Consider the following 24,146-nt stretch of genomic DNA (forward strand, 5'->3'; position numbering starts at 1 on the left):
CGGCCCCCGGCCCACTCCGCACTTCGCAGCGTACTTTGCGCTGCTGCCGATGGCGGTCACGGTGCTGGTCGCCTACCTCGGCACGGTGCTGTGGACCTTCCGCGTCTCGCTCACCAGTTCGCGCACCTTCGCCTCGGATAAATTCATCGGCGCGGCCCAGTACACCCGCCTGTTCGACAACGAGCGCTGGATGCTGTCGCTGCACAACCTGGCCATCTATGGGCTACTGTTCATCCTCGCCTGCATCGTCATCGGCTTTTTGCTCGCCGTGTTCATCGACCAGAACGTGGTGGGCGAGGGCATGCTGCGCACCGTGTTCCTGTATCCGTACGCGATGAGCTTTGTCGCCACGGGCCTGGTCTGGCAGTGGCTGCTCACGCCGGGCACCGGCATCGACAGCGTGGTGCAAAAACTTGGCTTCCCCGATTTTTCGTTCGACTGGATCGTCGACCAGGACATGGCGATCTATACCGTGGTGATCGCCACCGTCTGGCAATTCTCGGGCCTGGTGATGGCGCTGATGCTGGCTGGCCTGCGCGGCATCGACGGCGACATCTGGAAGGCCGCGCGCCTGGATGGCATTCCGGTCTGGCGCGTCTACCTGGCGATCGTGCTGCCGATGATGAAGGCGACGGTTGCCACCGTCTTCCTGCTGCTGGCAACCACGGTGGCCAAGCTGTTCGACGTGGTCGTCGCCATGACGGGCGGCGGGCCGGGCACGGCCAGCGAAGTGCCGGCGAAATTCATCATGGATCACCTGTTCCTGCGCTCGAACATCGGCCTGGCCTCGGCGGGCGCCGTGATGCTGCTCATTCCCGTGATCGCGCTGCTGGCACCCTATGCCTATGCGCGCAGCCGCCGGAGCCGCGCATGAAACGCGAGACCATCATCGCGCCGCCTCTCGCCCTGGCCGGCGCACCTGTGCGTGCCCGCCGGCGTGGCCTGAGCCCCGCGCGTATCGGCATCTACCTGTTCCTGCTGTCCGCCGCGCTGTTCTTCCTGCTGCCGCTGTACGTGATGCTGGTGACCTCGCTGAAAAGCATGGAGGAAATCCGCCTCGGGAACATCCTGGCGCTGCCGTTCGACCTGACTTTCGAACCCTGGCGCCAGGCCTGGAGCGAAGTGTGCACGGGCGCCGCCTGCGAAGGCATACGCGGCGGCTTCTGGAACTCGGTCGCGATCACCGTGCCGAGCACGATCCTGCCGATCCTGATCGGTGCCATCAACGGCTATGCCTTGAGCTTCTGGCGCCCGCGCGGCGCGAACGCCCTGTTCGGCATCCTGCTGGCCGGCGCCTTCATCCCGGTGCAGGTGATGATCTACCCTTTGGTGCGCCTGCTGGCCGGCGCCGGCATCTTCGGCTCGCTCCCCGCCATCGTGCTGGTGCACCTGGTGTTCGGCATGCCGGTGATGACGCTGCTGTTCCGGAATTACTATGCCGGCCTGCCGCAGGAGCTGTTCCACGCGGCGCGCATCGACGGCGGCGGCTTCTGGCGCATTTTCCTGCACGTGGTGCTGCCGCTGTCGACGCCGATTGCGATCGTGGCCGCGATCATGCAGGTGACTGGCGTGTGGAACGACTACATCCTCGGCCTGGTCTTCGCCGGGCGCGACAACCTGCCGATGACGGTCCAGTTGAACAACGTGATCAACACCACCACCGGCACGCGCCTCTACAACGTCAACATGGCCGCGACCATCCTCACCGCCGCGGTGCCGCTGGCGATTTACTTCTTCTCCGGACGCTGGTTCGTGCGCGGTATCGCCGCCGGCGCCGTCAAAGGCTGATGCATGTCGAACGTCCATCTACGCAAACTGTCCATCACGCTCGGCGGCAAACCGATCATCCGCGAGCTCGACCTGCAGGTCGAGCCGGGCGAATTCCTGGTGCTGCTCGGTCCTTCCGGCTGCGGCAAGTCGACCCTGCTGCACAGCATCGCCGGCCTGATCGAGGCCAGCGGCGGCAGCATCGAGATTGGCGGGCGCGACATGACCCTGTGCGACCCCAGCGAGCGCGGCATCGGCATGGTGTTCCAGTCGTACGCGCTGTATCCGACCATGACGGTCGAGGGCAACATGTCCTTCGGCCTCAAGATGGCAGGTACGCCGAAGGCCGAGATCAAGCGCCGCGTGGCCCACGCCGCCGGTATGCTGCAGCTGGACAGCCTGCTGTCGCGCAAACCCGCGCAGCTCTCGGGCGGGCAGCGCCAGCGGGTGGCGATCGGGCGAGCCCTGGTCCGCGAAGCGGGCGTGTTCCTGTTTGACGAGCCGCTGTCGAACCTCGATGCCAAGCTGCGCGCCGAGCTGCGCCGCGAACTGAAACTGCTGCACGCGCGTTTGAAATCGACGATGATCTACGTGACCCACGACCAGGTGGAGGCGATGACGCTGGCCTCGCGCATCGTCGTGATGCAGGGCGGGATGGTGCAGCAGATCGGTACGCCACTTGATGTCTACGAGCGTCCGGCCAACCGCTTCGTGGCGGGCTTCCTCGGTTCGCCAGCGATGAATTTCATCGAAGGCGAGGTCGACCTGCATGGCCGCTTCCTGGCGGGGCCGCTGGCGGTGGTATTGCAGGAGGCACCGGCGCCCTGCAGCGCAACGCTGGGCGTGCGCCCGGAACACGTGCGCATCGGCGCGAACGGGCCGCTCGACGGAGAGGTCACGCTGGTCGAGCCGATGGGCAACCACCAAATCGTCTGGATCGCCTGCGGCAGCCACCTGCTGTCGGCCCTCGTGCACGAGGGCGGCAGCTTCGCGCCCGGACAGCCGGTCCGCTTCGGGATCGATGCAACGCGGGTATCGCTGTTCGATACTGCGCACGGCATGCGCTTCAAGGCCGCCGGCATGCAGTATGCTTCTGTTTAATCGATAATGTCGACGGCTTCATGTCGACCAAATAGGGACTGTTCGTGGCAACTATCAAAGATGTGGCGCGCCTTGCCGGCGTCGGACTCGGAACCGCCTCGCGTGTCGTGAGCGGCAAGGGTTCGGTCTCGCCCGCGACGCTCGAGCGCGTGAAAAAGGCCATCGACGAGCTGGGCTTCCGGCCCTCGCACGCGGCGCGCGCGCTGCTGTCGGGTTCTAGCCAGATGATCGGCGTCTACATCCCGGTCCTGTCCGGCACCTTCTACACGCCCATCCTGCAGATCATCGATACCGAGCTGCGCGCCGCCGGCCTGCACATGGTGGTCGCGTTCGGCGTCGGCCTGGGCGACGCCCGCCGCCAGGCGATCGAGGGCATCGAATTCCTGATGGAGCGCGGCTGCGACGGCCTGATCGTGATGACGAGCGCGCTGCTGGACGAAGACCTGGAAGCCCTGGGCGCCAAGCGCAAGCTGCTGGTGGCGCTGAACCACAGCCTGGCCAGCATCGCCGACCAGTGCTTCATGGTCGACCACCGCCTCGGCGGCCGCCTGGCCGCGCGCGCACTGCTCGAACACAAGCACCGCGACATCGCCGTCGTGGCCGGCCCGTCCAGCCTCGTCGACAACGTCGAGCGCATCGAAGGCTTCATGGGCGAGTTGCAGGAAGCCGGCATCGATCCGCGCAAGCTCTGGGTTGCCGAGAGCGACTTTTCTCCTGCCGGCGGCTGGAACGCGGCCAAGGAACTGGTCGAGTCCGGGCATCCGTGCACCGCCCTGTTCTGCGCCAACGACGAGATGGCCGTCGGTGCGCTGTCCTATTTCCAGGAAGCCGGCATCCGGGTGCCGCACGACCTGTCGGTGATCGGCTACGACGACACGCCGAGCGCCGAATTCTCCGCACCACGCCTGACTTCCGTGCGCATGCCCTGGCGCGAGATGACCCTGAACGGCCTGAATGCCCTGCTGAACCGCTGCTACGACCTGCGCCGCCCGGTCGAGCGCAGCTTCCCGGTATCGGTGACGCTGCGTGCCTCGCTGGCCAGGGCCGGCAAGAGGGTTGGCAGCGGCGCAGGCAGCAGCGCCAGTGCCGCCGACACCGCCAAGCCCGGGAACCGCTCTGCCGCCGGGGCCAAGACCGGTAGCGCCGGCGATCAGCGCGGGGCGGCATGAGCGCCTCGGCGCGCGCCGGCCCGGCGCGCTTTTTTTAGCGCATGGGTGGAAAGCTTTCCAATCGCATCGTATCCTATTCCGAACAATCCAAAGACCGACATCCTGAACCGAGACCATGACGACACCGAACAGCACTGAGCCGCATCCGCCCGCGCGCCGCGAATTCGCCGACGACTTCCTGTGGGGCTGCGCCACCTCGTCCTACCAGATCGAAGGCGCCAGCCAGGAGGATGGCCGCGTCGAGTCGATCTGGGACCGCTTCGCCGCCACCCCCGGCAAGGTACGCGACGGCTCAAGCGGCGCGGTCGCCTGCGACCATTACCACCGCTGGCCGGAAGACTTCGACATCGGCCGCGACATGGGCCTGAACGCCTACCGCTTTTCGATCGCCTGGCCGCGCATCTTCTCGGAAGTGGGCGGCAAACCCAATGAGAAGGGCCTGGACTTTTATTCGCGCCTGGTCGACGGTATGCTCGAGCGCGGCCTGCAGCCCTGGGCCACGCTGTACCACTGGGACCTGCCGCAATTCCTGCAGGACCGCGGCGGCTGGGCCGACCGCGCCACCGTCGATGCCTACCTCGCCTTTGTCGATGCCATGACGCGCCGCCTGGGCGACCGCGTGCAGCACTGGATCACCCACAACGAACCCTGGTGCACGGCGATGATCGGCAACTACGAGGGCCTGCACGCTCCCGACCTGACCGACTTCAAGACGGCGCTGCAGGTCTGCCACCACGTGCTGCTCTCGCACGGCAAGGCGGTGCCACTGATCCGCGCCAACGTCCCCGACGCGCAGGTAGGCATTGCGCTCAGCCTGCACCCGCTGCGCGCCGCCAGCGACAGCGCTGAGGACCGCGCCGCCATGCTGCGCCACGACGGCCTGCGCTACCGCTGGTTCCTCGATCCGCTGTTCGGCCGCGGCTATCCGGCCGCCACGCTGGACGTGATCAAGGATGCCGCGCCAGTCGTCCACCCGGGCGACATGGAGGCGATTGCCGTGCCGCTCGACTTCCTCGGCGTGAACTACTACTTCCCGGAGACGATCCAGGACGCGCCGGGCGAAGGGCCCCTGGCTGCACGCGTGCTGCCGCCGCAGGACGTCGAGACCACGGCCCCGGGCTGGGAAGTCGCGCCGCAGGGCCTGGCCGACCTGCTGGCACGGATCGAGAACGACTACCATCCAGGCCCGATGTACATCACCGAGAACGGCGCCTGCTACGACGACGAGGTGGATGCCGATGGTGCCGTGCACGACGAACCGCGCCGGCGCTACCTGGCGCGCCGCCCTGGCCGCGCTGCGCGCGACGTGGTCAGGGAGGGCGTGCCGGTGAAGGGCTATTTCGCCTGGAGCCTGGTCGACAATTTCGAGTGGGCCGAAGGCTACCTGCGCCGCTTCGGCCTGGTGCACATCGATTACGCCACCCAGCAGCGGCGCCTGAAGGACAGCGGCAAGTGGTATCGCAGCTTCCTGCGCCAGGAATGACGGACCCGGACACAACGCAGAACACAAGGGAGACAACACAATGAGAAGATTTACGCCCCCGCTGCTGGCGCTGGCGATCGCGCTGGCGCTGCCGGCCGTCGCCGCGCCCGGCACGAATCGCCTGACCGACTGGCCCAAGCCGCAGAGCGCCTTCAAGCGCGATGCGGCCCTCGAGGCGCGCATTGCCGCCATCGTCAAGGGCATGAGCCTGGCGCAGAAGATCGGCCAGATGACCCAGCCGGAAATCAAGACCGCCAGTCCGGCCGACGTGAAGCAGTACTACCTCGGTTCGGTCCTGAATGGCGGCGGCAGCTGGCCGAACAATAACAAGCATGCGACGGCCGCCGACTGGCTGGCGCTGGCGAATGCCTATTACGACGCCTCGATGGCGACCGACATGGCGGTCAAGGTTCCTGTCATCTGGGGGATCGATGCCGTCCACGGCAACAACAACGTCCATGGCGCCACCATCTTCCCGCACAATATTGGCCTGGGCGCCGCGCACAATCCGAAACTGGCACAGGACATCGGCGCCGCGACCGGACGCGCCGTACGTGCCACCGGTATCGCCTGGGTGTTCGGCCCGACGCTGGCGGTGGTGCGCGACGACCGCTGGGGCCGCACCTACGAGAGCTTCTCGGAAGACCCGCTGCTGGTGAAAAGCTATGCCGGACCGTATGTGACCGGCCTGCAGGGCAGATTCAAGTCCGATGCCAACGTGGTGGCCTCGATCAAGCACTTCATGGGCGATGGCGGCACCGACCAGGGCAAGGACCGCGGCGTCACCAAGGCCAGCGCCGAGGACATGATGAATATCCATGCCCAGGGCTATTACGCAGGCCTGGCGGCGGGCGCGCAGACGGTGATGGTGTCCTTCAACAGCTGGAACGATGTCGCCGCCGGCCAGGACCACGGCAAGCTGCACGGCAGCAAACACGCCCTGACCGACATCCTGAAGGGCAAGCTTGGCTTCGACGGCTTCGTCATCAGCGACTGGAACGGCATCGCCGAGATTCCCGGCTGCCGCAACGACAGCTGTCCGCAGGCGGTCAATGCCGGCATCGACATGTTCATGGTGCCGGACGACTGGAAGGCATTCATCGCCAACACGACGAAACAGGTGGAGTCGGGCGAGATCCCGATGGCGCGCATCGACGACGCCGTTACCCGCATCCTGCGCGTCAAGCTGCGCGCAGGCCTGTTCGGCAAGCGGCCATCAAACAACGCCTATGCCGGCAAGGACGCAGCAACGCAGGACCGCGCGCTGGCGCGCCGTGCCGTGCGCGAGTCGCTCGTGCTGCTGAAGAACGAAGGACCGGTACTGCCACTGGCACGCGGCAAGAAGCTTCTCGTTGTGGGCAAGAGTGCCGACAACCTGTCGAACCAGACCGCCGGCTGGTCGCTGACCTGGCAGGGGACGGCCAATACCAATGCCGACTTCCCCCACGCCGACTCCATCCTTGCCGGCATCAAGGCGGCCGCGGGCGAGGCGAACGTTCGCTACAGCCAGGACGGACGCGACGTCAACGTGGCCGACTACGACGCGGTGATTGCCGTGATCGGCGAAACCCCGTATGCCGAAGGCGACGGCGACATCGGCCCATCGGGCACGCTGCGCCACAGCGGCCGCCACCCGGAAGACCTGGCCGTGCTGGAAGCCGTCGCCGGCAAGGGCAAACCGGTGATTACCGTGTTCGTTGCCGGCCGTCCGCTCTGGGTCAACGACCTGCTGAATCTGTCGGACACCTTTGTCGCCGCCTGGCTGCCGGGCAGCGAGGGCAAGGGCGTGTCCGACCTGCTGGTTGCCGGTCCCAAGCGGTATGACTTCCGCGGCACGCTGTCGTTCTCGTGGCCAAAGTCGGTCTGCCAGACGGATTTGAACCTTGGAAGCGCCAACTATGCGCCGCTCTTCAAGCTCGGGTATGGCCTGCGCGCGGGACAACGCTCGCAGCTGGGCAAGTTAGACTCCAGCTATCCGCCCGGCGGCTGCGGCGTCAGCAACAGCTTCCCGGTATTCGGCCAGGCCGACCGCGCCAGCTTCCCGCTGGCGATCCGCAGCGGGAGCGAGGTCAAGCCGCTCGGCGCCGACCTGAACGCGACGATCGCGCTGCCTGGCGTCTCCGTGCAGACATCGCAGATCAACACCCAGCAGGATGCGAAGCAAATCACGTGGACCGGGCCGGCGACGGTCGAAGCACGCGGCGGCAAGGCCATGGTGCTGCCGCCGGCGGCCAGCCAGGATGGCGCGTTGCGCTTCGATACCATCGTCACGCAAGCCCCCGCCGGCAAGCTGACGCTGGCGATGGCCTGCGTTGCCAACTGCGGCACGCCGCTCGACGCCACCGCGCTCTTCAAGCGCCTGGCCGGCAAGGGCAAGCAGACCGTCAAGGTGCCGCTGGCCTGCTTCGCGGCGAAAGGCGTCGACCTGGCGCGGGTCGAGGCGCCCTTCGTCGTCGGCAGCAGCGGCGCGTTCACCGCCGCCTTTGCCAACATCGAGATTCTGGGTGGCGCCGCGAAAGAGCCGGACGCCGTTCGCTGCGAGGAGCTGCAATGAGCCCGGCCCGACTCGTCGCCGACATCGGCGGCACCAATGCCCGCTTCGCGCTGCACGATGGCGGCAAGTTCGACTGCATCGAGGTCTTGTCCTGCGCCCAGCACGAGACGCTGGCGGACGCCATGCACACCACCTGCACACGGCCGCCGGACGCGGCTTCCAGGTCGACGGCATCGCCCACGCCGCGATCGCGATCGCCAACCCGGTCGAGGACGACCACGTCAAGATGACGAACCACCACTGGAGCTTTTCGATCTCCAGCCTGCGCGACGAGCGCGCGCTGTCGACGCTGCTGGTGGTGAACGATTTCGCGGCCCTGGCCATGTCGCTGCCGTACCTGGAGCCCTGGGCAGCGCGAGCGGGTCGGCGGCGGCGTCGAGCAAGCCGGGCGTCCGCTCGGCCTGATCGGCCCGGGCACGGGCCTGGGCGTGTCGGGCGTGGTCCCGGCCGGGGAGCGCTGGATTGCGCTGACCGGGGAGGGCGGCCATGCCAGCTTCGCGCCTTGCACGCGCGACGAGTTCCTGATACTGGAGCGCCTGCAGGAACAGTACGGGCACGTGTCGGCCGAGCGCCTGCTGTCAGGGGCGGGGCTGGAGGCGATCCACCGCGTCCTCGCCGGGAACGAGCTGGGTGCGGCCGCCATCACGGGCGGGGCGCTGTCCGGCGACGCCGCCTGCCTGCGGACCGTGGAGACCTTTTGCGGTATCCTCGGCAGCGTAGCCGGCAACGTTGCCCTGACCCTCGGCGCGACCGGCGGCATGTACATCGGCGGCGGCATCGTGCCGAGATTGGGCACGCTGTTCGCCAGCTCGCCGTTCCGCCGCCGCTTCGAGGACAAGGGACGGCTCTCGACTTACCTTGCGCGCATTCCGACCTGGGTCATTACCGAACCCTATCCGGCACTGCAGGGCGTGGCGGCGCTGCTGTCGGCCCACATCGGTGGCCCGCACTCCGGTAGCCCGCACTCCGGTAGCACACAATAAGGAAACCATCATGGAAAACATCGCACGCCCCGCCGCGCTCGCCGAAGCGCAGCCGGAACAGAGCCAGTCGCAGACCGGCCCGCTCGTCATCCTCACCATCCTGTTCTTCATGTGGGGACTCCTGACCTCGCTGAACGACATCCTGATCCCGCACCTGAAATCGATCTATACGCTCACTTACCTGCAGGCGATGCTGGTCCAGTTCTGCTTCTTCGGCGCCTACTTCCTGGTGTCGATGCCGGCGGGCGCGCTGATTCGCCGCATTGGCTACCAGAAGGGGGCGGTCACTGGTCTCCTGATTGCCGCCGCCGGCTGCGCGCTGTTCTACCCGGCCGCGCAAAGCGGCTACGGGTTGTTCCTGTTCGCATTTTTTGTCCTGGCAAGCGGCATCACCATCCTGCAGGTGGCGGCCAACCCGTATGTCACGGTGCTGGGGCCGGCGCGCACGGCATCGAGCCGCCTGACGCTCACCCAGGCCTTCAACTCGCTCGGCACGACGGTCGGCCCGTATGTCGGCGGGATGCTGATCCTGTCTGCTGCCGCGGTCGGCGCCGACAAGATCGCGGCCATGTCCGCGACCGAACAGGCGGCGCACCGGGCGCAGGAAGCGGCCACCGTCCAGGGCCCCTACCTGGCGCTGGCGGCGACGCTCGCGATTCTGGCGCTGTTGTTTGCGGTCGTGCGGCTGCCGAAAGTCGACCATGCTGCAGGCCCGGCCGCGGCGCAGGCGGGCGAGGGTTCGGCCTGGTCCTACCGCCACCTGGTGCTGGGCGCGGTGGCGATCTTCGTCTATGTCGGCGGCGAAGTCAGTATCGGCAGCTTCCTGGTGAACTTCCTGGGCGAACCGCAGATCGCGGGCATGAGCCACGATGCGGCCTACAAGTATGTCAGCCTGTACTGGGGCGGGGCACTGGTGGGCCGCTTCATCGGCTTCGCCGTGATGCGCTACGTCAGCCCGGGCAAGACGCTCGCCTTCAATGCCTTTGCCGTGATCGCCCTGGTGCTGCTCGCCACCCTGGGGCAGGGACACCTGGCGATGTGGGCACTCATCGCGGTTGGACTGTTCAATTCGATCATGTTCCCGACCATCTTCAGCATGGCGCTGCACGGCCTGGGACGCCACACGGGGCAGGGTTCGGGCATTCTCTGCATGGCGATTGTCGGCGGCGCCATCGTGCCCTTCATCCAGGGCGGCCTGGCCGACCGCATCGGCCTGCAGCCTTCCTTCCTGGTACCGGCGGCCTGCTACCTGTTCATCCTGTTCTACGGCGTGAAGTACGCGGGACTGCATCGCCAGGGGGATCCGGCTTGAGGGATCGTCCCGCCCGGCAGACGCGGCCGGGCGGGACGGCGCAGGAACCGGCTTACTGCTGCCGCTTCTTCTCTTCCTGCTTGACCTTCTTCGCTTCCTTCTTTTCCTTCGGCGTTTTGGCGGGTTCTTTCTTCGTGGACTTTTTCGCGTCCTGGCTTTTGCTCATGGTCTAGCTCCCTTCTGTCAGTCGAATGTGGATCTTCCAACGACACTATAACGCGAAAGGGGCTGCGGCCACCTGCGGACGCCGGCTCGACGAATCACACCCGCACCAACTCCACGCGACGGTTCCTTGCCTTGCCTTCTTCGGTCGTGTTGTCGGCCAGCGGCTGGTCCGGGCCCTTGCCGACGGCGGTAAGGCGGTCCGCCGCAACCTGTTTGGCGGTGATCGCCTTGACGACCGACTCGGCACGCGCCAGCGACAGCTTGCGGTTGTGCGCGGCGTCGCCGCTGGCATCGGTATGGCCTTCGACGCGCAGCTTCAGGCTCGGTTCGCCCTGCATCAGCTTGACGACCTCGTCGACCGCCGGCAGGCTGTCCTGGCGGATGACCTGGCTGTCGGTATCGAAGTTCAGGTACAGGGCGACGTGGCCGTCCTTCTTCAGGGCGGAAGACAGCTCTGCGGCAGGCAAGGCGCTCACCTGCTGCTGCATTGCCTTTTCTTCGACGGCCAAGACACCGATCTCGCCGCCGTCAACCCAGAACGAGATCCAGATGTTGGTCTGGGGCGTCCGGATCAGCCATTGCTCGAAATTGGGCGTATCCGCATCCTCGCCCGCATCGATATAGGGAAGGTCCATCTTGTTGTACACGGCCTGGTAACTTCCGCCATTGCGCTCGATGAATTTCTCGTTCCTCGGGTGGACGGTGTCGACCCGCGTCGCACCGAGGGCCTTCAGGGCCGTTTCATAGTTGCGGTGCGCTGCCAGACTCGACCACTTCAGGTCGCTCAACGTGAACTCCCGGCGGATGACCTTGCCTTCGACCTTGCGCAGTTCTTCGCCGGCGATGACGTAGGCGCGATCGAAATCGTGTTCCCGGTCCGTGCGCACGTCGCTGGGTTTCAGCTCAGCAGGCATGGCGACATACGGGAAAGGCGGCAAGGCCTTGGTCGTTACCGGGACCGAATTCAGGTCGAAGGGCTTCACCGCGTCCGCAGCCGGGGTGGCGGCAGGGGCCTCAGGGGTGGCAGCGGGGGCGGGCGTGGTTGCGGGCTGTGCAGCGGCCGCCGGCGCTTCCTTGGCCGGCTCCTGCGATTCGGTCTGGTTGCGTTTGCAGGCCGTCAGGCTGGCGGCAATGAACAGGGGCAGGACAAGTGTCGAGAGACGCATCATGGCAGTTCGTTTCATGATCAAAAAATAACGGAACGCCAGAATAGCAGAGTTCTATTTACATTTGGACAGTGACCTCCGTTGAATACAATAGTTTTCCGCATCCGCACCGCGATCATCAGCACCAGTTTTTATCGGGCTGCATATTCAGCCGGTGCGCCGCATCGATCACGTCCTGCAGTTCGACCGGGTCGCTGTAGGGATCCTGGTCGAGCGTGGTGACCCGGTTCAGCTCTTTCTGCCAGCGGCGCAATTCGGCGACATAGTCCGGGTCCGGCACCCGCTTGAGGACACCGTTTTCCCGCACCAGGTCGCAGATGCCGTTGTGTACCCACTCGCCACTGTGCCAGTCCGGCATGTCGACCGCGGGGAAGAGGCACACGCCCTGCAGGTCCATCCCGCGCCGCACGGCCGCCAGCGATTCGCCCATGACGTCGCGCAGCCAACTGTCGCGGCCCTGGCCCAGGCCACTGGTTTCGCCGATGATCATCGGCCTGCGATAGCGCTGCCAGACGGTGTCCAACATCTCGCACAGCGGCACGATGCGCTCGTCGCCGGGCGGCAGCGCCGCATGCGGCCCGTGCTCGCGGTATTCCATCTGGCCGAAGGAATAATTGTTGGCGCCGACGATGTCCAGGATCTCGGGCGATCCGCCGAACTCCGGGTGCGCGCGGCCGCCGATGATGTCCCAGGCGAGGAAGGTATCGACCATGGTCTCGTGGCGCGCCGCCTCGACCAGGTCGGGCCGACCGCGCGGCGCCACCACCTGCACCAGCGGGTCGATGTGGACCATGCGCGCGCCCGGGTCGACTTCGCGGATCGCCTTGACGCCGGCAATCGCCGCCCGGCACAGGGCCAGGCGCAGGCGCATCCGGTCTTCGCGGCTGCGGCGATAGGGCGCGGCCCAGCCCCATTCGCCGGCACAGAAGGAAAAGAAGGTGATCTCGTTGATCGGCGTGAAGAAGTGCGGGCCGCGCAGTTTCGGGACCACGTATTCGGCGCAAGCGCGGCAATAGCGCGCGAAGCGATCGACGAAGGCATCGGAAAAAGGATCGAGGTCGTCCGGGTAGCCGTAGTGGCAGAGGTCCCAGATCGGCGTGATCTTCGAGGCGTTCATGGCCTCGATGGGGGGATCGATACGCGAAAAATCGTAGCCCTCGCCGCGATCGACCAGCGGCCAGGGAATGCCTTCGCGGGCCACGCCGATGCCCAGGCTGTTCAGTATCCGGTAATCCTCGGCCGTGTGGCGGTCGTGTTCCGTTTCCGCGACCAGGTCGCGCCGGACACGCTCCTCGCTCCACAGGAAGCTGGAGCACTCGAAGCCCGAGAGAAAGAATGTCGGGAAAATGCCGGGACGGCTGGCCATGCGATCCTCCTCTTTTTCATTGCGCGAGGCCGCAGCCGGCCTGGGCGGGGAAGCGTGTGCAGGATCGCATTGCTACCGAAAGTTGTCCAGAGGCGCACGACTGGGGCGCAAAGGCATCGAAGGGCGAATTTGTTGCCATGCGACAACAAATAGCACGAATGTGCGAATATTCCTCAGTGGAACCGTAATCTGGACTGTTTCCGTATGGAATCTTTTGACCGGCTACCTTATGATCACCGCTCTTTGCGCACAGCAGCCATCGCGCGCCGCTTTCGAATTACCCCTATTGCTCCACCAGACACCATGACATCCGGCGCCGTCGTCAACGAACACTACCTGAACAAGGTACTCGCACTGTCCCAGGAAGTCGGCGTCACCGCCACCGAGGACATCTACGACGCGCGTGGCATGAAGCTGCTGGCCAAGGGCGCCATGGTGTCGCCCCAGCTGCAGGAACGGCTGATCGTGCATCGCCTGCGCAAGCCGCTGGAAGCCTGCATCACGGTCGAGGGTGGCGTCGACGGCAGCGGGCTGGCCGCCAGCGCCTACCGCGCCTGCGAAGCATCGCCCGCGCTGGCGGCAATCCTGGGGGCCTGCGGCATCACGGACCGCGACGGTGCGGCGCGAACTCGAAGCGCTGCGCTTTGCGCCGGCGATGACGGTGATGCTGACCATGATCGGCCGCGGCAACGGCGACCTGCGCCACGTCGCCGAGGTGGCGGCGCTGTCGCTCGCCTTTGCGACGCACGCGCGCCTGGCGCCCGACGGGGTACGGGTGGCGGCGATGGCGGGTGTGCTGCACGATATCGGCGAGCTCTATATCGATCCCGACCTGATCAATGCGAGCCGGGTGCTGAGCTCTGAAGAATGGTCGCACGTGATCGTGCATCCCCATATCGGACGGCTGCTCATCCAGGACCTGGAATCCTGCCCGGCGGCGGTCGGCATTGCCGTCTCCGAACACCATGAACGCCTGAATGGCACGGGCTACCCGCGCGCCATGATCGCAGGGCAGAGCAGCGTCGCCGGGCAGCTCGTCGCCAGCGCCGAGCTCATCTCCGGGCTGCTGCACAAGCCGAACGCGCTGCAGCGCGCCGAACTGGCAATGAAGATCGTCAGCGGCGAGCATCCGCGCATGGTCTCGGCCATCATCTCCCAGGCCAGCCGTACGCCCGGTGCGCAAGCCTTCGAGCTCGCCTCGGCCACGATCGACGACGACGAGGTCATCCGGCTGTCGCAGCGCATGGCCGACGCGGCGGAACTGGCGGCGCAACTGGCGCGCGGCGCCGGGCTCGCGCCCAGGCACCTCGACCTGATGCTGCGCACCCGCGAACGCCTGCACATGGTCCAGCGCGCCTTCATGTCCACGGGGCTCGACATGCACGTCGCCGCGCTCGCGGGCGCACCCCTCGATCACCACGAAGTATTCGAAAGCGAGCTGGCCCTGCGCGAGATCAGCTGGCGGGTCCGCGACATCGGCCGCGATCTCGTACTCCAGCTGGGCGCCGCCCGGACCTCGATTCCCCAGGCCGGGCAACTGGTCGCGCTGCTCTGCGGGTGAACGCCATGCGCTTCCCTACGCGGCGCAGTACTGGCGGACGTAGGCTTCGTGCGGCGGCAGCTGCGCCACGGTGCGTTCGATGCCCTGGCTGATCCCGTTCAGGAAATGCGCCAGCTCCTCGTCGCCCATCAGGTCGGCCGTTTGATGGTGCTGCTGCGGCATGATGCCCTGGCCCAGCATGACCTGGATCCACGAGTTCTCCGCGAACAGCTCGTTCGCGATGCGGAATACGCGCCCTGTTTCGCGGAACAGGTCGATGCGGTGCTGCAGCGAGGCCGGTACCGCCATCTCGGCGGCAGCACGCCAGTAGGGCGTGTCGCGGCGGTTCGTCACCTTGTAGTGCAGGATGATGAAGTCGCGGATGGACGCGATATCGGTCTCGGTCTGGCGGTTGAATTCCTCGACGTCGGAAGGCTGGATGCCCTGCGTCGGGAAGCACTGCATCAGGCGGATGATGCTGCGCTGGATCAGGTGGATGCTGGTCGATTCGATCGGCTCGAGGAAGCCGCTCGCCAGGCCGACGGCGATGCAGTTGCGGTGCCAGACCTTCTTGCGCTGGCCCGGCTGGAAGCGGATCACGCGCGGAGCCATCAGGGGCTCGCCTTCGATGTTGGCCAGAAGTGTCTTGACTGCCGCCTCGTCGTCGGTGAAGCGGCGCGAAAACACGATGCCGTTGCCGACACGGTGCTGCAGCGGGATGCGCCATTGCCAGCCCGCGTCGCGCGCGATCGCCCGCGTCATGGGCACGGCCGGTCCCTGGCGCGGCGTCTGCAGTGCCGCCGCGCTGTCGTTGAACAGCCAGTGCGACCAGTCCTCGTATTCGATGCCCAAGGCCTGGCCGATGAGCAGGCCCCGGAAACCGGTGCAGTCGATGAACAGGTCGCCTTCGAGCACGGTGCCCGAGTCGAGCCGGATCGAGCCGATGTCGCCGCCGGGGCCATCGAGCGCCACGTCGACGATCTTGCCTTCGATGCGCTGCACGCCGAAGCGCTCCGAAAATTTGCGCAGGTAGCGGGCATAGGCGCTGGCGTCCAGGTGGTAGGCATAGTTCATGCCGTCCTTCGGCAGGTGCGCGAAGCGGTTTTCCTGGGCCGCGCGCAGCTCCAGGCAGTAGTTGCCGAAGTCGCCGGCCAGGCCGCGCTCGCGGCCCTTGTGCCAGAAATGCTGGAAGCCCGCGGTCCAGTGGTCGATGCCGGTGGAGCCGAAGGAGTGGATGTAGTCTTCGCCCACGTTGCGCCAGTTCTCGAAACTGATGCCGAGCTTGAAGGTGGCGCCGGTGGCGGCCATGAACTCCTGCTCGTTGATTTCGAGGAGGTGGTGGAAATTCATCAGCGTCGGAATGGTCGCTTCGCCCACGCCCACCGTGCCGATCTCGTCGGACTCGACCAGTTTGATGTCGAGCAGCTTGCCGAGCGATTTCGACAGGCCGGCCGCCATCATCCAGCCTGCCGTGCCGCCCCCGGCAATCACGACGCGCCGGATTGGCCGGCCCCCTGCATGTTCATGCTTCGTCTCTTGCATCTCGGTCTCCCTCAGCGGTTCATCCGCTTTAATAATTGCGCCCGCAGCAGGCGCGTGGTGTCGTCGTCCAGCGGCGCGAGGATGCGCCGGGCCGGTGCCGGTATGTGCGCCGCCGTGTCCTCATCGGCTTCGAACACGTAATGGCGGAACAGGCCGTGCCAGGCGCGGCGCTGTTCGAGCGGCATGTCGCGGATGCTCATCAAGGCGTGCATCAGGGCGTTGATCGGCGTGTCCATGTATTCCGGCGACTGGCGCCACCAGTAATTGACCAGCACGTTGAAGGCGTCCAGCGCTTCGATGTGGTGCCACCACATGCTGGGAATGAAGAGGGCGTCGCCAGCGTCGAGTTCCGCGACCTGGGCGTGCTCCATGGCCTGCGCGAAGCGGGGGAAGCGCGCCAGGTCGGGTGCATGGAAATCGACCAGGCTGATGGACTGGCCTGCCGGCGTGAAATCCAGCGGCCCGATGTACAGGTTGGGCAGCTGCTCGGGTGGGAAGAGCGTGAAGCGCCGGCGTCCCGCGGCCACGCAGGCCAGGTTGTCGGGCAGGTCGTAATGGGCGGCGATGCGGGTGCGGTTGCCGATCCAGATGCTGGCAAGCGCGTCGCGGCCGCCCAGGCCGACGTCGTTTTCAAACCGAAAACCCGGCAGGCAGGTGTCGACGGTGGTCGAGCCGACATAGATGGCCGGCGGCGCCGGATTGTCGTAATGGCCGTGCAGCTCGCCCAGCACCGCGTCGAGTTTCACCTTGAGCGGCGCGAAATTGAAGCCGCTCAAATCCTCGTTGTAGAAGAAGCGGCCCCCGATGTCCGGCCCGCCCAGCATTGCGATCACGCTCGCATCGCGGTAATGGCGGCGCAGGTAGCTGCTGGCGGCATGGAAGGACGTGCGCGCGGCGGCAACAAATGGCCAGTGCGCCACCAGCCCGCGCAGCACGACGGGTTCGAGCGATGTCAGCAGCGCGTCGGTGAGGACCCCGGGCGCGCTGCCGTCGATCTCGCGTATCGGCTTAGCCTGCGGCAGCATAGGCCAGGGTCTGGTTGCGCTGATGGCTTTCGCGGTTCCTGCGGTTCTTGCGCTCGACCAGGTTGCGCAGGTTCGACAGCGAGGCGATCGCCATGTAGATCGGCTGCAGGTAGCCGTCCCGGTGCAGGCGTTCCAGGGCAGCGCCGTCGAGCGCCGCCAGGCGCTCCTCGTTGATGGTGTAGAAGCCCCACAGGCGGTTTTGCGAACCGTCGTCGAGCTCGATGTCGAAGACAAAGGACTCGAGCAGCTCGTGCTCCAGCAGGGCGGCCATGAAGCCCTTGGCGCGCTGCAGGCCGAGGTGGATCGCCAGCAGCGTCGAATTCATGCGTTCCAGGTAGTCGCTGTTGCCGCCGTGCGGCATGAAGACGGCCTCGGCCTTGGCCTCGCCCTCGGGCTCGCCTGCGGCCGCGCTGATGCGCGGGCTGGCCATGTCGACGTGGACCATCAGCTCTTCGCCATCGACGCCGATCAGGAAGGGCTGGCGCTCGAGCGTCAGGGGCAGGTCGATCGCGTCCCAGCGTTCGCCTTCCAGGAACAGGTTTTCGCCCTCCTGGAAACCGAACAGCGCCAGCGCCTGGAAGCTCGTGCCATCCTGCGTCTTCTGGAAGACGACCGGGTAGTGGGCCTGCAGCGTACGGAATTCGTCCGGGAAGGTGAGGGCGGACATGACCGCGTCGCCATAGGCCGCGCCGCGGTCAAGGATCACCCGCAGGTCCTTGTGGTCGATATTGTTCAGCAAGACTGGTTTGGACATGGCGTTGTTGTTTTCAAGGGTGGTGGGTCAGATGCGCGGCAGACCGTGGCGCCGGACATGGTCGATCAGTTCGCGGTTCGTTGGCAGGGCTTTCAACATGCGCCGGGTCAGTTCGGCCGCTTCGCGGAAGTAGCCGTCGGCGGCAGCGCTGTCGCGGCGCCGCGTGCCGGTCGGTGGAACGGCGGCGCCCATCCCGTACAGGATGTACTGGTAGCTCGCCGCCGGGAACACTTCCTCGATGCGGGGGAAGTCGCCGCGCATTGGCGCCCGGTGCTGCCACAGGGCCAGCAGCTCGCTCAGGCTGGCCGGAATCGATTCGCGTTGACGGTTGTCGTGCCAGTAGCTCGAGTCCGTACGGCGGCTCAGTACATAGTGCAGTTTCAGGAAATCGATGACGCGCTCCCAGCGATAGCGGAAGACCTCGTTGAAGCGGCGCGCGACGATGTCCATGGTGTCGCGGGTAGCCGGCATCTCGTCGCTCAGCATCGCGGCGGACAATTCGACCAGGGCCAGCGCCGAGGCTTCGAGCGGCTCGATGAAGCCGGCCGACAGGCCGATGGCGACGCAGTTGCGCTGCCAGAAGCGCGCGCGGTAGCCGGGCTGGAAGCCGATCCTGCGCGGCGGGGCGCAGTCAGCCGGGCCACCTGTGGCGGCCACGTAGCTGCGCAGCGCGCGCTCGGCATCCTCATCGCTCGTGTGCGCGCTCGAATATACATGGCCGACGCCGCGCCGGCCGGGCAGGCCGATGTCCCAGATCCAGCCGGCCTGCTGGGCGGTGGACGTGGTTTGCGAAGCGATCGGGCTGTCCTCAAACGTGTAGGGAACCTGCACGGCCAGAGCGCTGTCGTTGAACAGCACGTGGCGCTGCGAAAGGAAAGGCGTGTCGTAATGCTGGCCCAGCAGCAGCGAGCGCATGCCGGTGCAGTCGACGAACAAATCGCCCGCGAGGAGGCCATGATGCGCCGTGCGCAGCGCGGCGATGTCGCCGTTCTCGTGCGATGCGATCGCCAGCACGTGGTCCGGCACGTAGTGCACGCCGAGCCGCTCGAGGCAGTGTTTTTTCAGGAACTGGCCGAACTTGCCGGCGTCCAGGTGGTAGCCGTAGTTGGCCACGGCCGCGAATTCCGGCGTCGCCGCCTGTTTCGGCGCGCGCCCGGCGGTGCACAGGTGCGGCTGGAAGCTGGCCAGGTCGGCGAAGGGCACGGCCGCATGGGCTTCCTGCCAGCGCGCGGCCAGGTCGGCCTCGCCATAGCCCGGGGGCAGCGTAAAGGGGTGGAAGTAATAATCGACGGCCGCGCCCGTGGCCCAGCCGTCGAAGCGCGAGCCCTGCTTGAAGGCGGCGTCGCACTCGCGGAAGAAATCCGATTCCGATACGCCGATGCGGCGCAGCGTATCGCGCATCGAGGGCCAGGTGCCTTCGCCGACGCCGATCGGGGCCACGTCGGGCGACTCGATCAGGGTGACGCGCAGGCCATCGGCATCGCTGGCGCGGTGGTCGGCCGCGATGACGGCAGCCGTCAGCCAGCCGGCCGAACCGCCGCCGACGATGACCACGTGCTTGATCGGACTACTCGTCATGGACATGCTTCCAACAATGGTGTTTCCAGCAAGACTTTATTGCAATGAGTCTACCTGAAACGTTTCCAATTGACGAGGGTAGGAAACGCGTGTGGTAACGGAAATCCGCGGCAACGACGTAGGGTGGGCAGTTGAGATGACCGGGGGCCATCTCAGCACACTGCCCACCCTACGGTACCGGCATCCACACGAGCGACCGCCGCCGCCCGTGTGACCGCGATCCCATCAGAACTTGTAGCGGGCGCCCAGCATGTAACGAGGACCGGTCTGGGTAATCGACAGCACCTGGTTCCTGGTGCGGCCGTGGATCCGGATGCTCTCGTCGGTCACGTTGATCGCCTCGAACTGCACGCTCAGGCGGCTGTCGAAGTTGTAGCCGATGCTGATGTCCAGCTGCCCGTATGGCTCGACATACTGCGGGTTCGGCCCCGTGTCGTCCCGGGTACCGGCCAGGAACTCGTCGCGCCAGTTGTAGGCCGCGCGCACGGCCCACTTGTCGTTCTCGAAGATACCGACCAGGTTGGCGGAGTCGGACAGGCCCGTCATCGCGAACTGCTCCTGCCCGCTGGTGCTGGCATTGTCGAATTTCAGGTCCGAACGCACCAGGGTGTAGTTCGCCGACACGCCGAAGCCGCTGTTGCCGAACATGTGCTGGACGTTGAATTCCCAGCCATTGAGCTTGGCGCGCTTCTCGTTCGAATAGGTCGTGATGTCGAAGTTGGCGATCGGGTCGGTCGGCAGGCTGCTGATGGTGCCCTTTGGATTGCCGTTGTCGTCATTGACGAAATTGCCGGCGGCGTCCCTTTCGCGCACGACGCCCGGCTGGCCGTTCTTGTTGCGGAAAATGTAGTTGCGAATGCAGAGCATCTGCGTCGTGGCGCAACCGCTGGCAATCGCCTCGTTCCAGTAAGCGCCACCGATCGGCGTGCGCACGCCAAACGGCTGGGCTACAAAACTCGAGCTGCCGGCATAATTCTCCAGGTCCTTGCGGAAGTGGCCGATCGAGACGAAGTTCTGCTTGCCGTAATACCATTCCCACGACAGATCGAGGTTCTTCGACTTGACCGGCAGCAGGCCCGGATTGCCCTGCGAACCGACGCCGCCATTCACGCGTGCACCGGCGTCGAGCACCTGGCCACCGGCGATCTGGTCGTAGCGTGGCCGGCCGATGGTCTGGCCGTAGGAGGCGCGCAGCTTCATGTCCCTGCGCACGTCGAGGTCCGCATCGAAGGTCGGCAGCAGGTAGTCGTACTTGCCGGTGAGGGTGGTGAACTGGTTGCCGGAGAAATTCACGGCCAGTTCGTTTTCCGAGTTCCAGGTCATGCCCGTCGGGGTCTGCACCTTCGCGCTGGAGGTGACATCGGTCTTCTCGTAGCGCACGCCGATGCCGGTATGCAGCGGCATCGCAGTGTCCCAGTCGGTGTTGAACTGCAGGTACAGGCTCTTCGATTTTTCCGTGGAGCGCTGGTCGGTATCGTAGGTGGTCTTCGGCAGGTACAGTTCCGGCTGGCCCGACGCGCGCGCTGCGATGTCGCGTACCTGTTCGAAATCGAAGGTATAGAAGGTATTGAACAGGTTCGGGTTGTCGCTGCCGGCCAGCTTGCTGAAGTACTGGCGCACCGATTCCTGGTGCCAGACGCTGCTCGGGTAATCGGCCGCGCTGGTGGCGCCGGTCCAGGTCTCACGCTGCTGGTTCGAGAAGGCCGAGCGGTTGTCCGCCTTGGTCAGGGCCAGGCCGAAATTCAGTTCGGACGCCGCGAACAGCTTCTGGCTGCCCTTCAACTGGGCCTGCTCGATGTCGCCGCGCATGTAGCCGTTCTGGAAGGTCGAGCCGGTGACCTGCTGGCGTGCACGGTTGAAGTCGGCGTCCTCAATGCTCAGCACCGGGAAGTCGTTCCTGAAGTCGCCAGTGGTATTGCCGCGCGAGAAGCTGGCCGTGCCCAGCGTGTTGGACGAGCCGTAGGGGCTGTCCGGCGTCGACTCGGCGCTCGACTTGTGGGCATCGAATTCCACGCGCAGGTCGCTGTTCGGTTTCCACACGGCGTTAAAGCCGAGCGACTTGTTCCGGGTACGGGTAGCGAAGTCGGCGCCGCCCATCGCGATGTCCCTGGACGAGGGGATGGGCACGCCATTCGCATCGGTCTTCGGGAATACCTCGGTGTAGATCATTGGCTCGGCGATGCCGCCCACCGGATTGCCCCAGGTGCTGGTCGATTCGCCGAAGTTGAACCAGGCCGACAGGTCCTGGCGGCGGGTCTGGATCTTGTTTTCGGAATAGGTGTAGTCGAGCGTGGTCGTGAGCGCCTTGCTCGGCGCGTATTGCAGGGTCAGCTGGCCGTTCGCGCGCTGGCGCTGCACGCCGCTCATCGCGTAGTTCAGGTTCTGCGGCACTTCGTACAGGGTGGCGCCCGTCGGACGGTTGACGATGTCGCCGCCCGAAGGCTCGTTCGGCTGCGGGATGCGGCCCCAGCTGTTCGTGTCGTCGCCACGGAACGGACCACGCCAGCCGCTCACCGACGCCCTGTTGTAGCCCAGGTTGCGCTCCTGGTAGCTGCCGCTAATCGCCACGCCAAAGGTGCCGTCGGCCATGGTGGTGCTGTAGATGCCCGCCACTTCCGGGGTCACCTTGTTGCCGCGCTTGACGTCTTCCGGCAGGTTCGTGGACGACTCGTCGTAGACGCCCTTGATGCCGATGCTGGCCTGCTTGCCGTTGCGCTCGAGCGGACGCGCGGTCATCACGTTGAGCGTCGCGCCGATGCCGCCGGTCGGGGTGTCGGCACGGGCCGACTTGTAGACCTGGATCTGCGAGATGCCTTCGGAGGCGATGTTGGCGAAGTCGAAGGCACGGCCGTTGCGGTCGCCCAGGTTCGAAGTCGGCATCTGGCGGCCGTTGAGCAGCACCATGTTGAAGTCGGGGCCGACGCCGCGCACGGTGACCTTCGAGCCTTCGCCGATCTCGCGGTCGATCGACACGCCGGAAATGCGCTGCAGCGATTCGGCCAAGTTGGTATCCGGGAACTTGCCGATGTCTTCGGCGACGATGCCGTCGACAAAACCCTGGGCATTGCGCTTCATGTTCAGCGACGAGGCCATACTCTGGCGGATGCCCTTGACGACGACGGTCGCCGGCGTAGCGGAGGCCGCCGATGCGGCGGAAGCGTCATCGACGACGGCCGAATTGGTGCTGGCGCCCGGGGCCGCGGCCGCTGGTGGAGGTGCTGTCGGCGGGCGTCGTCGTCGCCTGCGTGGCCGCTTCCTGCGCATGGCCTGGTGCCATGAATGCCGCGCAGGCGGCAGCCACGGCCAGGCTGATCATTTTCTGCTTTGCCAAAGGGTAGTGCATGTCTTCTCCTCGTTCTTATAGATTTGGTCGGCAGCCCCTCCAATCCCGGGTAGTGTCTCACCCATTGGCAGCGCTGCCGCAATACGCAATCCGACTCAGTCCATCCACGCTGATCAAACACGAAAGGCCGATTGCGTCCGATGAGGGGAGCAAACGGCAATTCGTCCAGTTTTACTTTGCCGGGTAGCGCAACCTGCCTGGCATTTTTGGAAACGATGGAAACGTTTCCATACAATCTGGCTGAATATTAGGGTCAGGAAAATAAATTGTCAACGGAATATTGTTAGTGCTGGAAAGTGCGTGCTGGACGCAACAATACGGCGCGCCGGCGAACAGCGTTGACACCCGAAATCGAAGGGTGCTACATTCGGCGGCACGATTTTGGTAACGTTTCCATCTACAGGCGGAGCATGACCGGAAAAAGCATGACCAGAAGCATGGCGCGTGCCGCATTGGCAGTCGCCATGTTGTCGGGTGCCGTCATGGCGGGCGCGTTTTCCGCGCCTGCACCAGTTGCCCCGGCCGCGCCTGCCGACTGGGTCCTGGACTGGCAGGACGAGTTCGACGGCGCTACGCTCGATCGCGCGAAGTGGCGCGTCGACGTCGGGCCCGGCACGCCCAGCAACAACGAACAGCAGTACTACACCGACCGCGCCGGCAATCTGCGCCTGGAAGAGGGCATGCTCGTCATCGAGGCGCGCCGCGAGCCCGAACACGGCATGGCCTACACCTCGGCGCGCATCAAGACCGCGGGACTGGTGGAACGCACCCACGGCCGCTACGAGGCGCGCATCAGGATTCCGCGCGGGCAGGGCATCTGGCCGGCATTCTGGCTGCTCGGCGCCGATATCGGGACGACCGGCTGGCCGCGCTGCGGCGAGATCGACATCATGGAAAACATCGGCAAGGAGCCTGGCATCGTGCACGGCACCCTGCACGGACCCGGCTACTCGGGCGAGCACGGCTTCGGCGGCCCGTCGGCGCTTTCGATGGGCGCCTATGCCGACGACTTCCACGTCTTTGCCGTCGAATGGGAGCCGCACGAAATCCGTTGGTACCGCGACGGCATCCTCTACCACACCGCCACGCCAAAGCTGGTGAAGGGCGAGTGGGTGTTCGAGCATCCGTTCTTCGTGATCCTGAACCTGGCCGTGGGCGGCTACTGGCCGGGCTATCCGGATGCGACGACACCGCTGCCGCAGCGCATGCTGGTGGACTACGTCCGCGTCTATCGCCGGCCGCCGGGCGCGTGAAACGCTCATGGCGGCGTTGCATCGTCTCGCCGTACCAGTCATGTA

Annotated in this window: 19 protein-coding genes and 1 pseudogene; 12 read left to right on the forward strand and 8 right to left on the reverse strand. The window is 65.9% G+C overall.

Features of this window, described 5'->3' with window-relative positions; translation table 11 throughout:
• The first annotated feature begins 49 nt into the window (after positions 1 to 49).
• From G4G31_RS10380 to G4G31_RS10415, 10 genes and pseudogenes are all read left to right on the forward strand, one after another.
• Positions 50 to 874 (forward strand): carbohydrate ABC transporter permease, encoded by an 825-nt coding sequence (locus G4G31_RS10380; RefSeq protein ID WP_229425587.1) that lies wholly within the window; start codon positions 50 to 52, stop codon positions 872 to 874.
• Positions 871 to 1,788, forward strand: coding sequence for a carbohydrate ABC transporter permease (locus tag G4G31_RS10385; RefSeq protein ID WP_182991356.1), 918 nt, complete (start codon positions 871 to 873; stop codon positions 1,786 to 1,788). Before G4G31_RS10380 ends, G4G31_RS10385 begins: the two co-directional genes overlap by 4 nt.
• A 3-nt stretch (positions 1,789 to 1,791) precedes the next feature.
• Positions 1,792 to 2,868, forward strand: coding sequence for an ABC transporter ATP-binding protein (locus G4G31_RS10390; RefSeq protein WP_182991357.1), 1,077 nt, complete (start codon positions 1,792 to 1,794; stop codon positions 2,866 to 2,868).
• Positions 2,869 to 2,912: 44 nt separating this feature from the next.
• On the forward strand, positions 2,913 to 4,037 hold the full coding sequence (locus tag G4G31_RS10395; protein ID WP_182991358.1) for a LacI family DNA-binding transcriptional regulator: 1,125 nt from the start codon (positions 2,913 to 2,915) through the stop codon (positions 4,035 to 4,037).
• Between the two features lie 115 nt (positions 4,038 to 4,152).
• Entirely contained in the window at positions 4,153 to 5,520 is a 1,368-nt protein-coding gene (locus G4G31_RS10400) for a GH1 family beta-glucosidase (protein WP_182991359.1), read from the forward strand.
• Positions 5,521 to 5,560: 40 nt separating this feature from the next.
• A complete protein-coding gene (locus tag G4G31_RS10405; protein ID WP_182991360.1) occupies positions 5,561 to 8,074 on the forward strand; it encodes an exo 1,3/1,4-beta-D-glucan glucohydrolase in 2,514 nt (837 codons plus the stop codon).
• A complete protein-coding gene (locus G4G31_RS25660; protein WP_229425715.1) occupies positions 8,071 to 8,304 on the forward strand; it encodes a glucokinase in 234 nt (77 codons plus the stop codon). The genes G4G31_RS10405 and G4G31_RS25660 overlap by 4 nt, the downstream gene beginning before the upstream one ends.
• Positions 8,268 to 8,360: pseudogene (locus tag G4G31_RS27525) on the forward strand (glucokinase); the annotation flags it as partial. The gene G4G31_RS25660 and the pseudogene G4G31_RS27525, both read left to right, overlap by 37 nt.
• 118 nt (positions 8,361 to 8,478) lie before the next feature.
• The gene (locus G4G31_RS10410; protein WP_267873672.1) at positions 8,479 to 9,057 is read left to right on the forward strand and encodes a glucokinase; all 579 of its coding nucleotides are present in this window, start codon (positions 8,479 to 8,481) and stop codon (positions 9,055 to 9,057) included.
• A 10-nt stretch (positions 9,058 to 9,067) separates the two neighbouring features.
• Positions 9,068 to 10,369: a sugar MFS transporter gene (locus tag G4G31_RS10415; protein WP_182991361.1), complete on the forward strand. Its 1,302-nt coding sequence runs from the start codon at positions 9,068 to 9,070 to the stop codon at positions 10,367 to 10,369.
• Positions 10,370 to 10,629: 260 nt separating this feature from the next.
• Here the strand turns inward: G4G31_RS10415 and G4G31_RS10420 are convergent, their stop codons facing one another.
• The gene (locus G4G31_RS10420) at positions 10,630 to 11,718 is read right to left on the reverse strand and encodes an OmpA family protein (protein WP_182991362.1); all 1,089 of its coding nucleotides are present in this window, start codon (positions 11,716 to 11,718) and stop codon (positions 10,630 to 10,632) included.
• A 100-nt stretch (positions 11,719 to 11,818) separates the two neighbouring features.
• Complete coding sequence (locus G4G31_RS10425) at positions 11,819 to 13,066, reverse strand: b-glycosidase (RefSeq protein WP_182991363.1); 1,248 nt, start codon at positions 13,064 to 13,066, stop codon at positions 11,819 to 11,821.
• A gap of 616 nt (positions 13,067 to 13,682) precedes the next feature.
• Here G4G31_RS10425 and G4G31_RS10430 point away from each other — a divergent pair.
• Positions 13,683 to 14,627: an HD-GYP domain-containing protein gene (locus tag G4G31_RS10430; protein ID WP_182991364.1), complete on the forward strand. Its 945-nt coding sequence runs from the start codon at positions 13,683 to 13,685 to the stop codon at positions 14,625 to 14,627.
• Between the two features lie 15 nt (positions 14,628 to 14,642).
• On the opposite strand, the gene G4G31_RS10435 is transcribed toward G4G31_RS10430, so the two are convergent.
• The 6 genes from G4G31_RS10435 to G4G31_RS25665 form a co-directional block, all read right to left on the reverse strand.
• Positions 14,643 to 16,148 (reverse strand): tryptophan halogenase family protein, encoded by a 1,506-nt coding sequence (locus tag G4G31_RS10435; protein WP_182991365.1) that lies wholly within the window; start codon positions 16,146 to 16,148, stop codon positions 14,643 to 14,645.
• A gap of 11 nt (positions 16,149 to 16,159) precedes the next feature.
• Complete coding sequence (locus tag G4G31_RS10440; protein ID WP_182991366.1) at positions 16,160 to 17,173, reverse strand: cupin-like domain-containing protein; 1,014 nt, start codon at positions 17,171 to 17,173, stop codon at positions 16,160 to 16,162.
• Positions 17,157 to 17,927, reverse strand: coding sequence for a SapC family protein (locus G4G31_RS10445; protein WP_182991367.1), 771 nt, complete (start codon positions 17,925 to 17,927; stop codon positions 17,157 to 17,159). The genes G4G31_RS10440 and G4G31_RS10445 overlap by 17 nt, the downstream gene beginning before the upstream one ends.
• 27 nt (positions 17,928 to 17,954) lie before the next feature.
• Positions 17,955 to 19,505 (reverse strand): tryptophan halogenase family protein, encoded by a 1,551-nt coding sequence (locus tag G4G31_RS10450; RefSeq protein WP_182991368.1) that lies wholly within the window; start codon positions 19,503 to 19,505, stop codon positions 17,955 to 17,957.
• Positions 19,506 to 19,730: 225 nt separating this feature from the next.
• Entirely contained in the window at positions 19,731 to 22,598 is a 2,868-nt protein-coding gene (locus G4G31_RS10455; RefSeq protein ID WP_229425493.1) for a TonB-dependent receptor, read from the reverse strand.
• Positions 22,599 to 22,665: 67 nt separating this feature from the next.
• Complete coding sequence (locus tag G4G31_RS25665) at positions 22,666 to 22,848, reverse strand: hypothetical protein (RefSeq protein WP_229425494.1); 183 nt, start codon at positions 22,846 to 22,848, stop codon at positions 22,666 to 22,668.
• A gap of 425 nt (positions 22,849 to 23,273) precedes the next feature.
• On the opposite strand from G4G31_RS25665, the gene G4G31_RS10460 reads away from it, so the two are divergent.
• Positions 23,274 to 24,101, forward strand: a complete 828-nt coding sequence (locus tag G4G31_RS10460; RefSeq protein WP_229425495.1) for a family 16 glycosylhydrolase — start codon at positions 23,274 to 23,276, stop codon at positions 24,099 to 24,101.
• The last annotated feature ends 45 nt before the right edge of the window (positions 24,102 to 24,146 follow it).

The sequence above is a fragment of the Massilia sp. Se16.2.3 genome (assembly GCF_014171595.1).
Classification (GTDB): Bacteria; Pseudomonadota; Gammaproteobacteria; order Burkholderiales; family Burkholderiaceae_D; genus Telluria.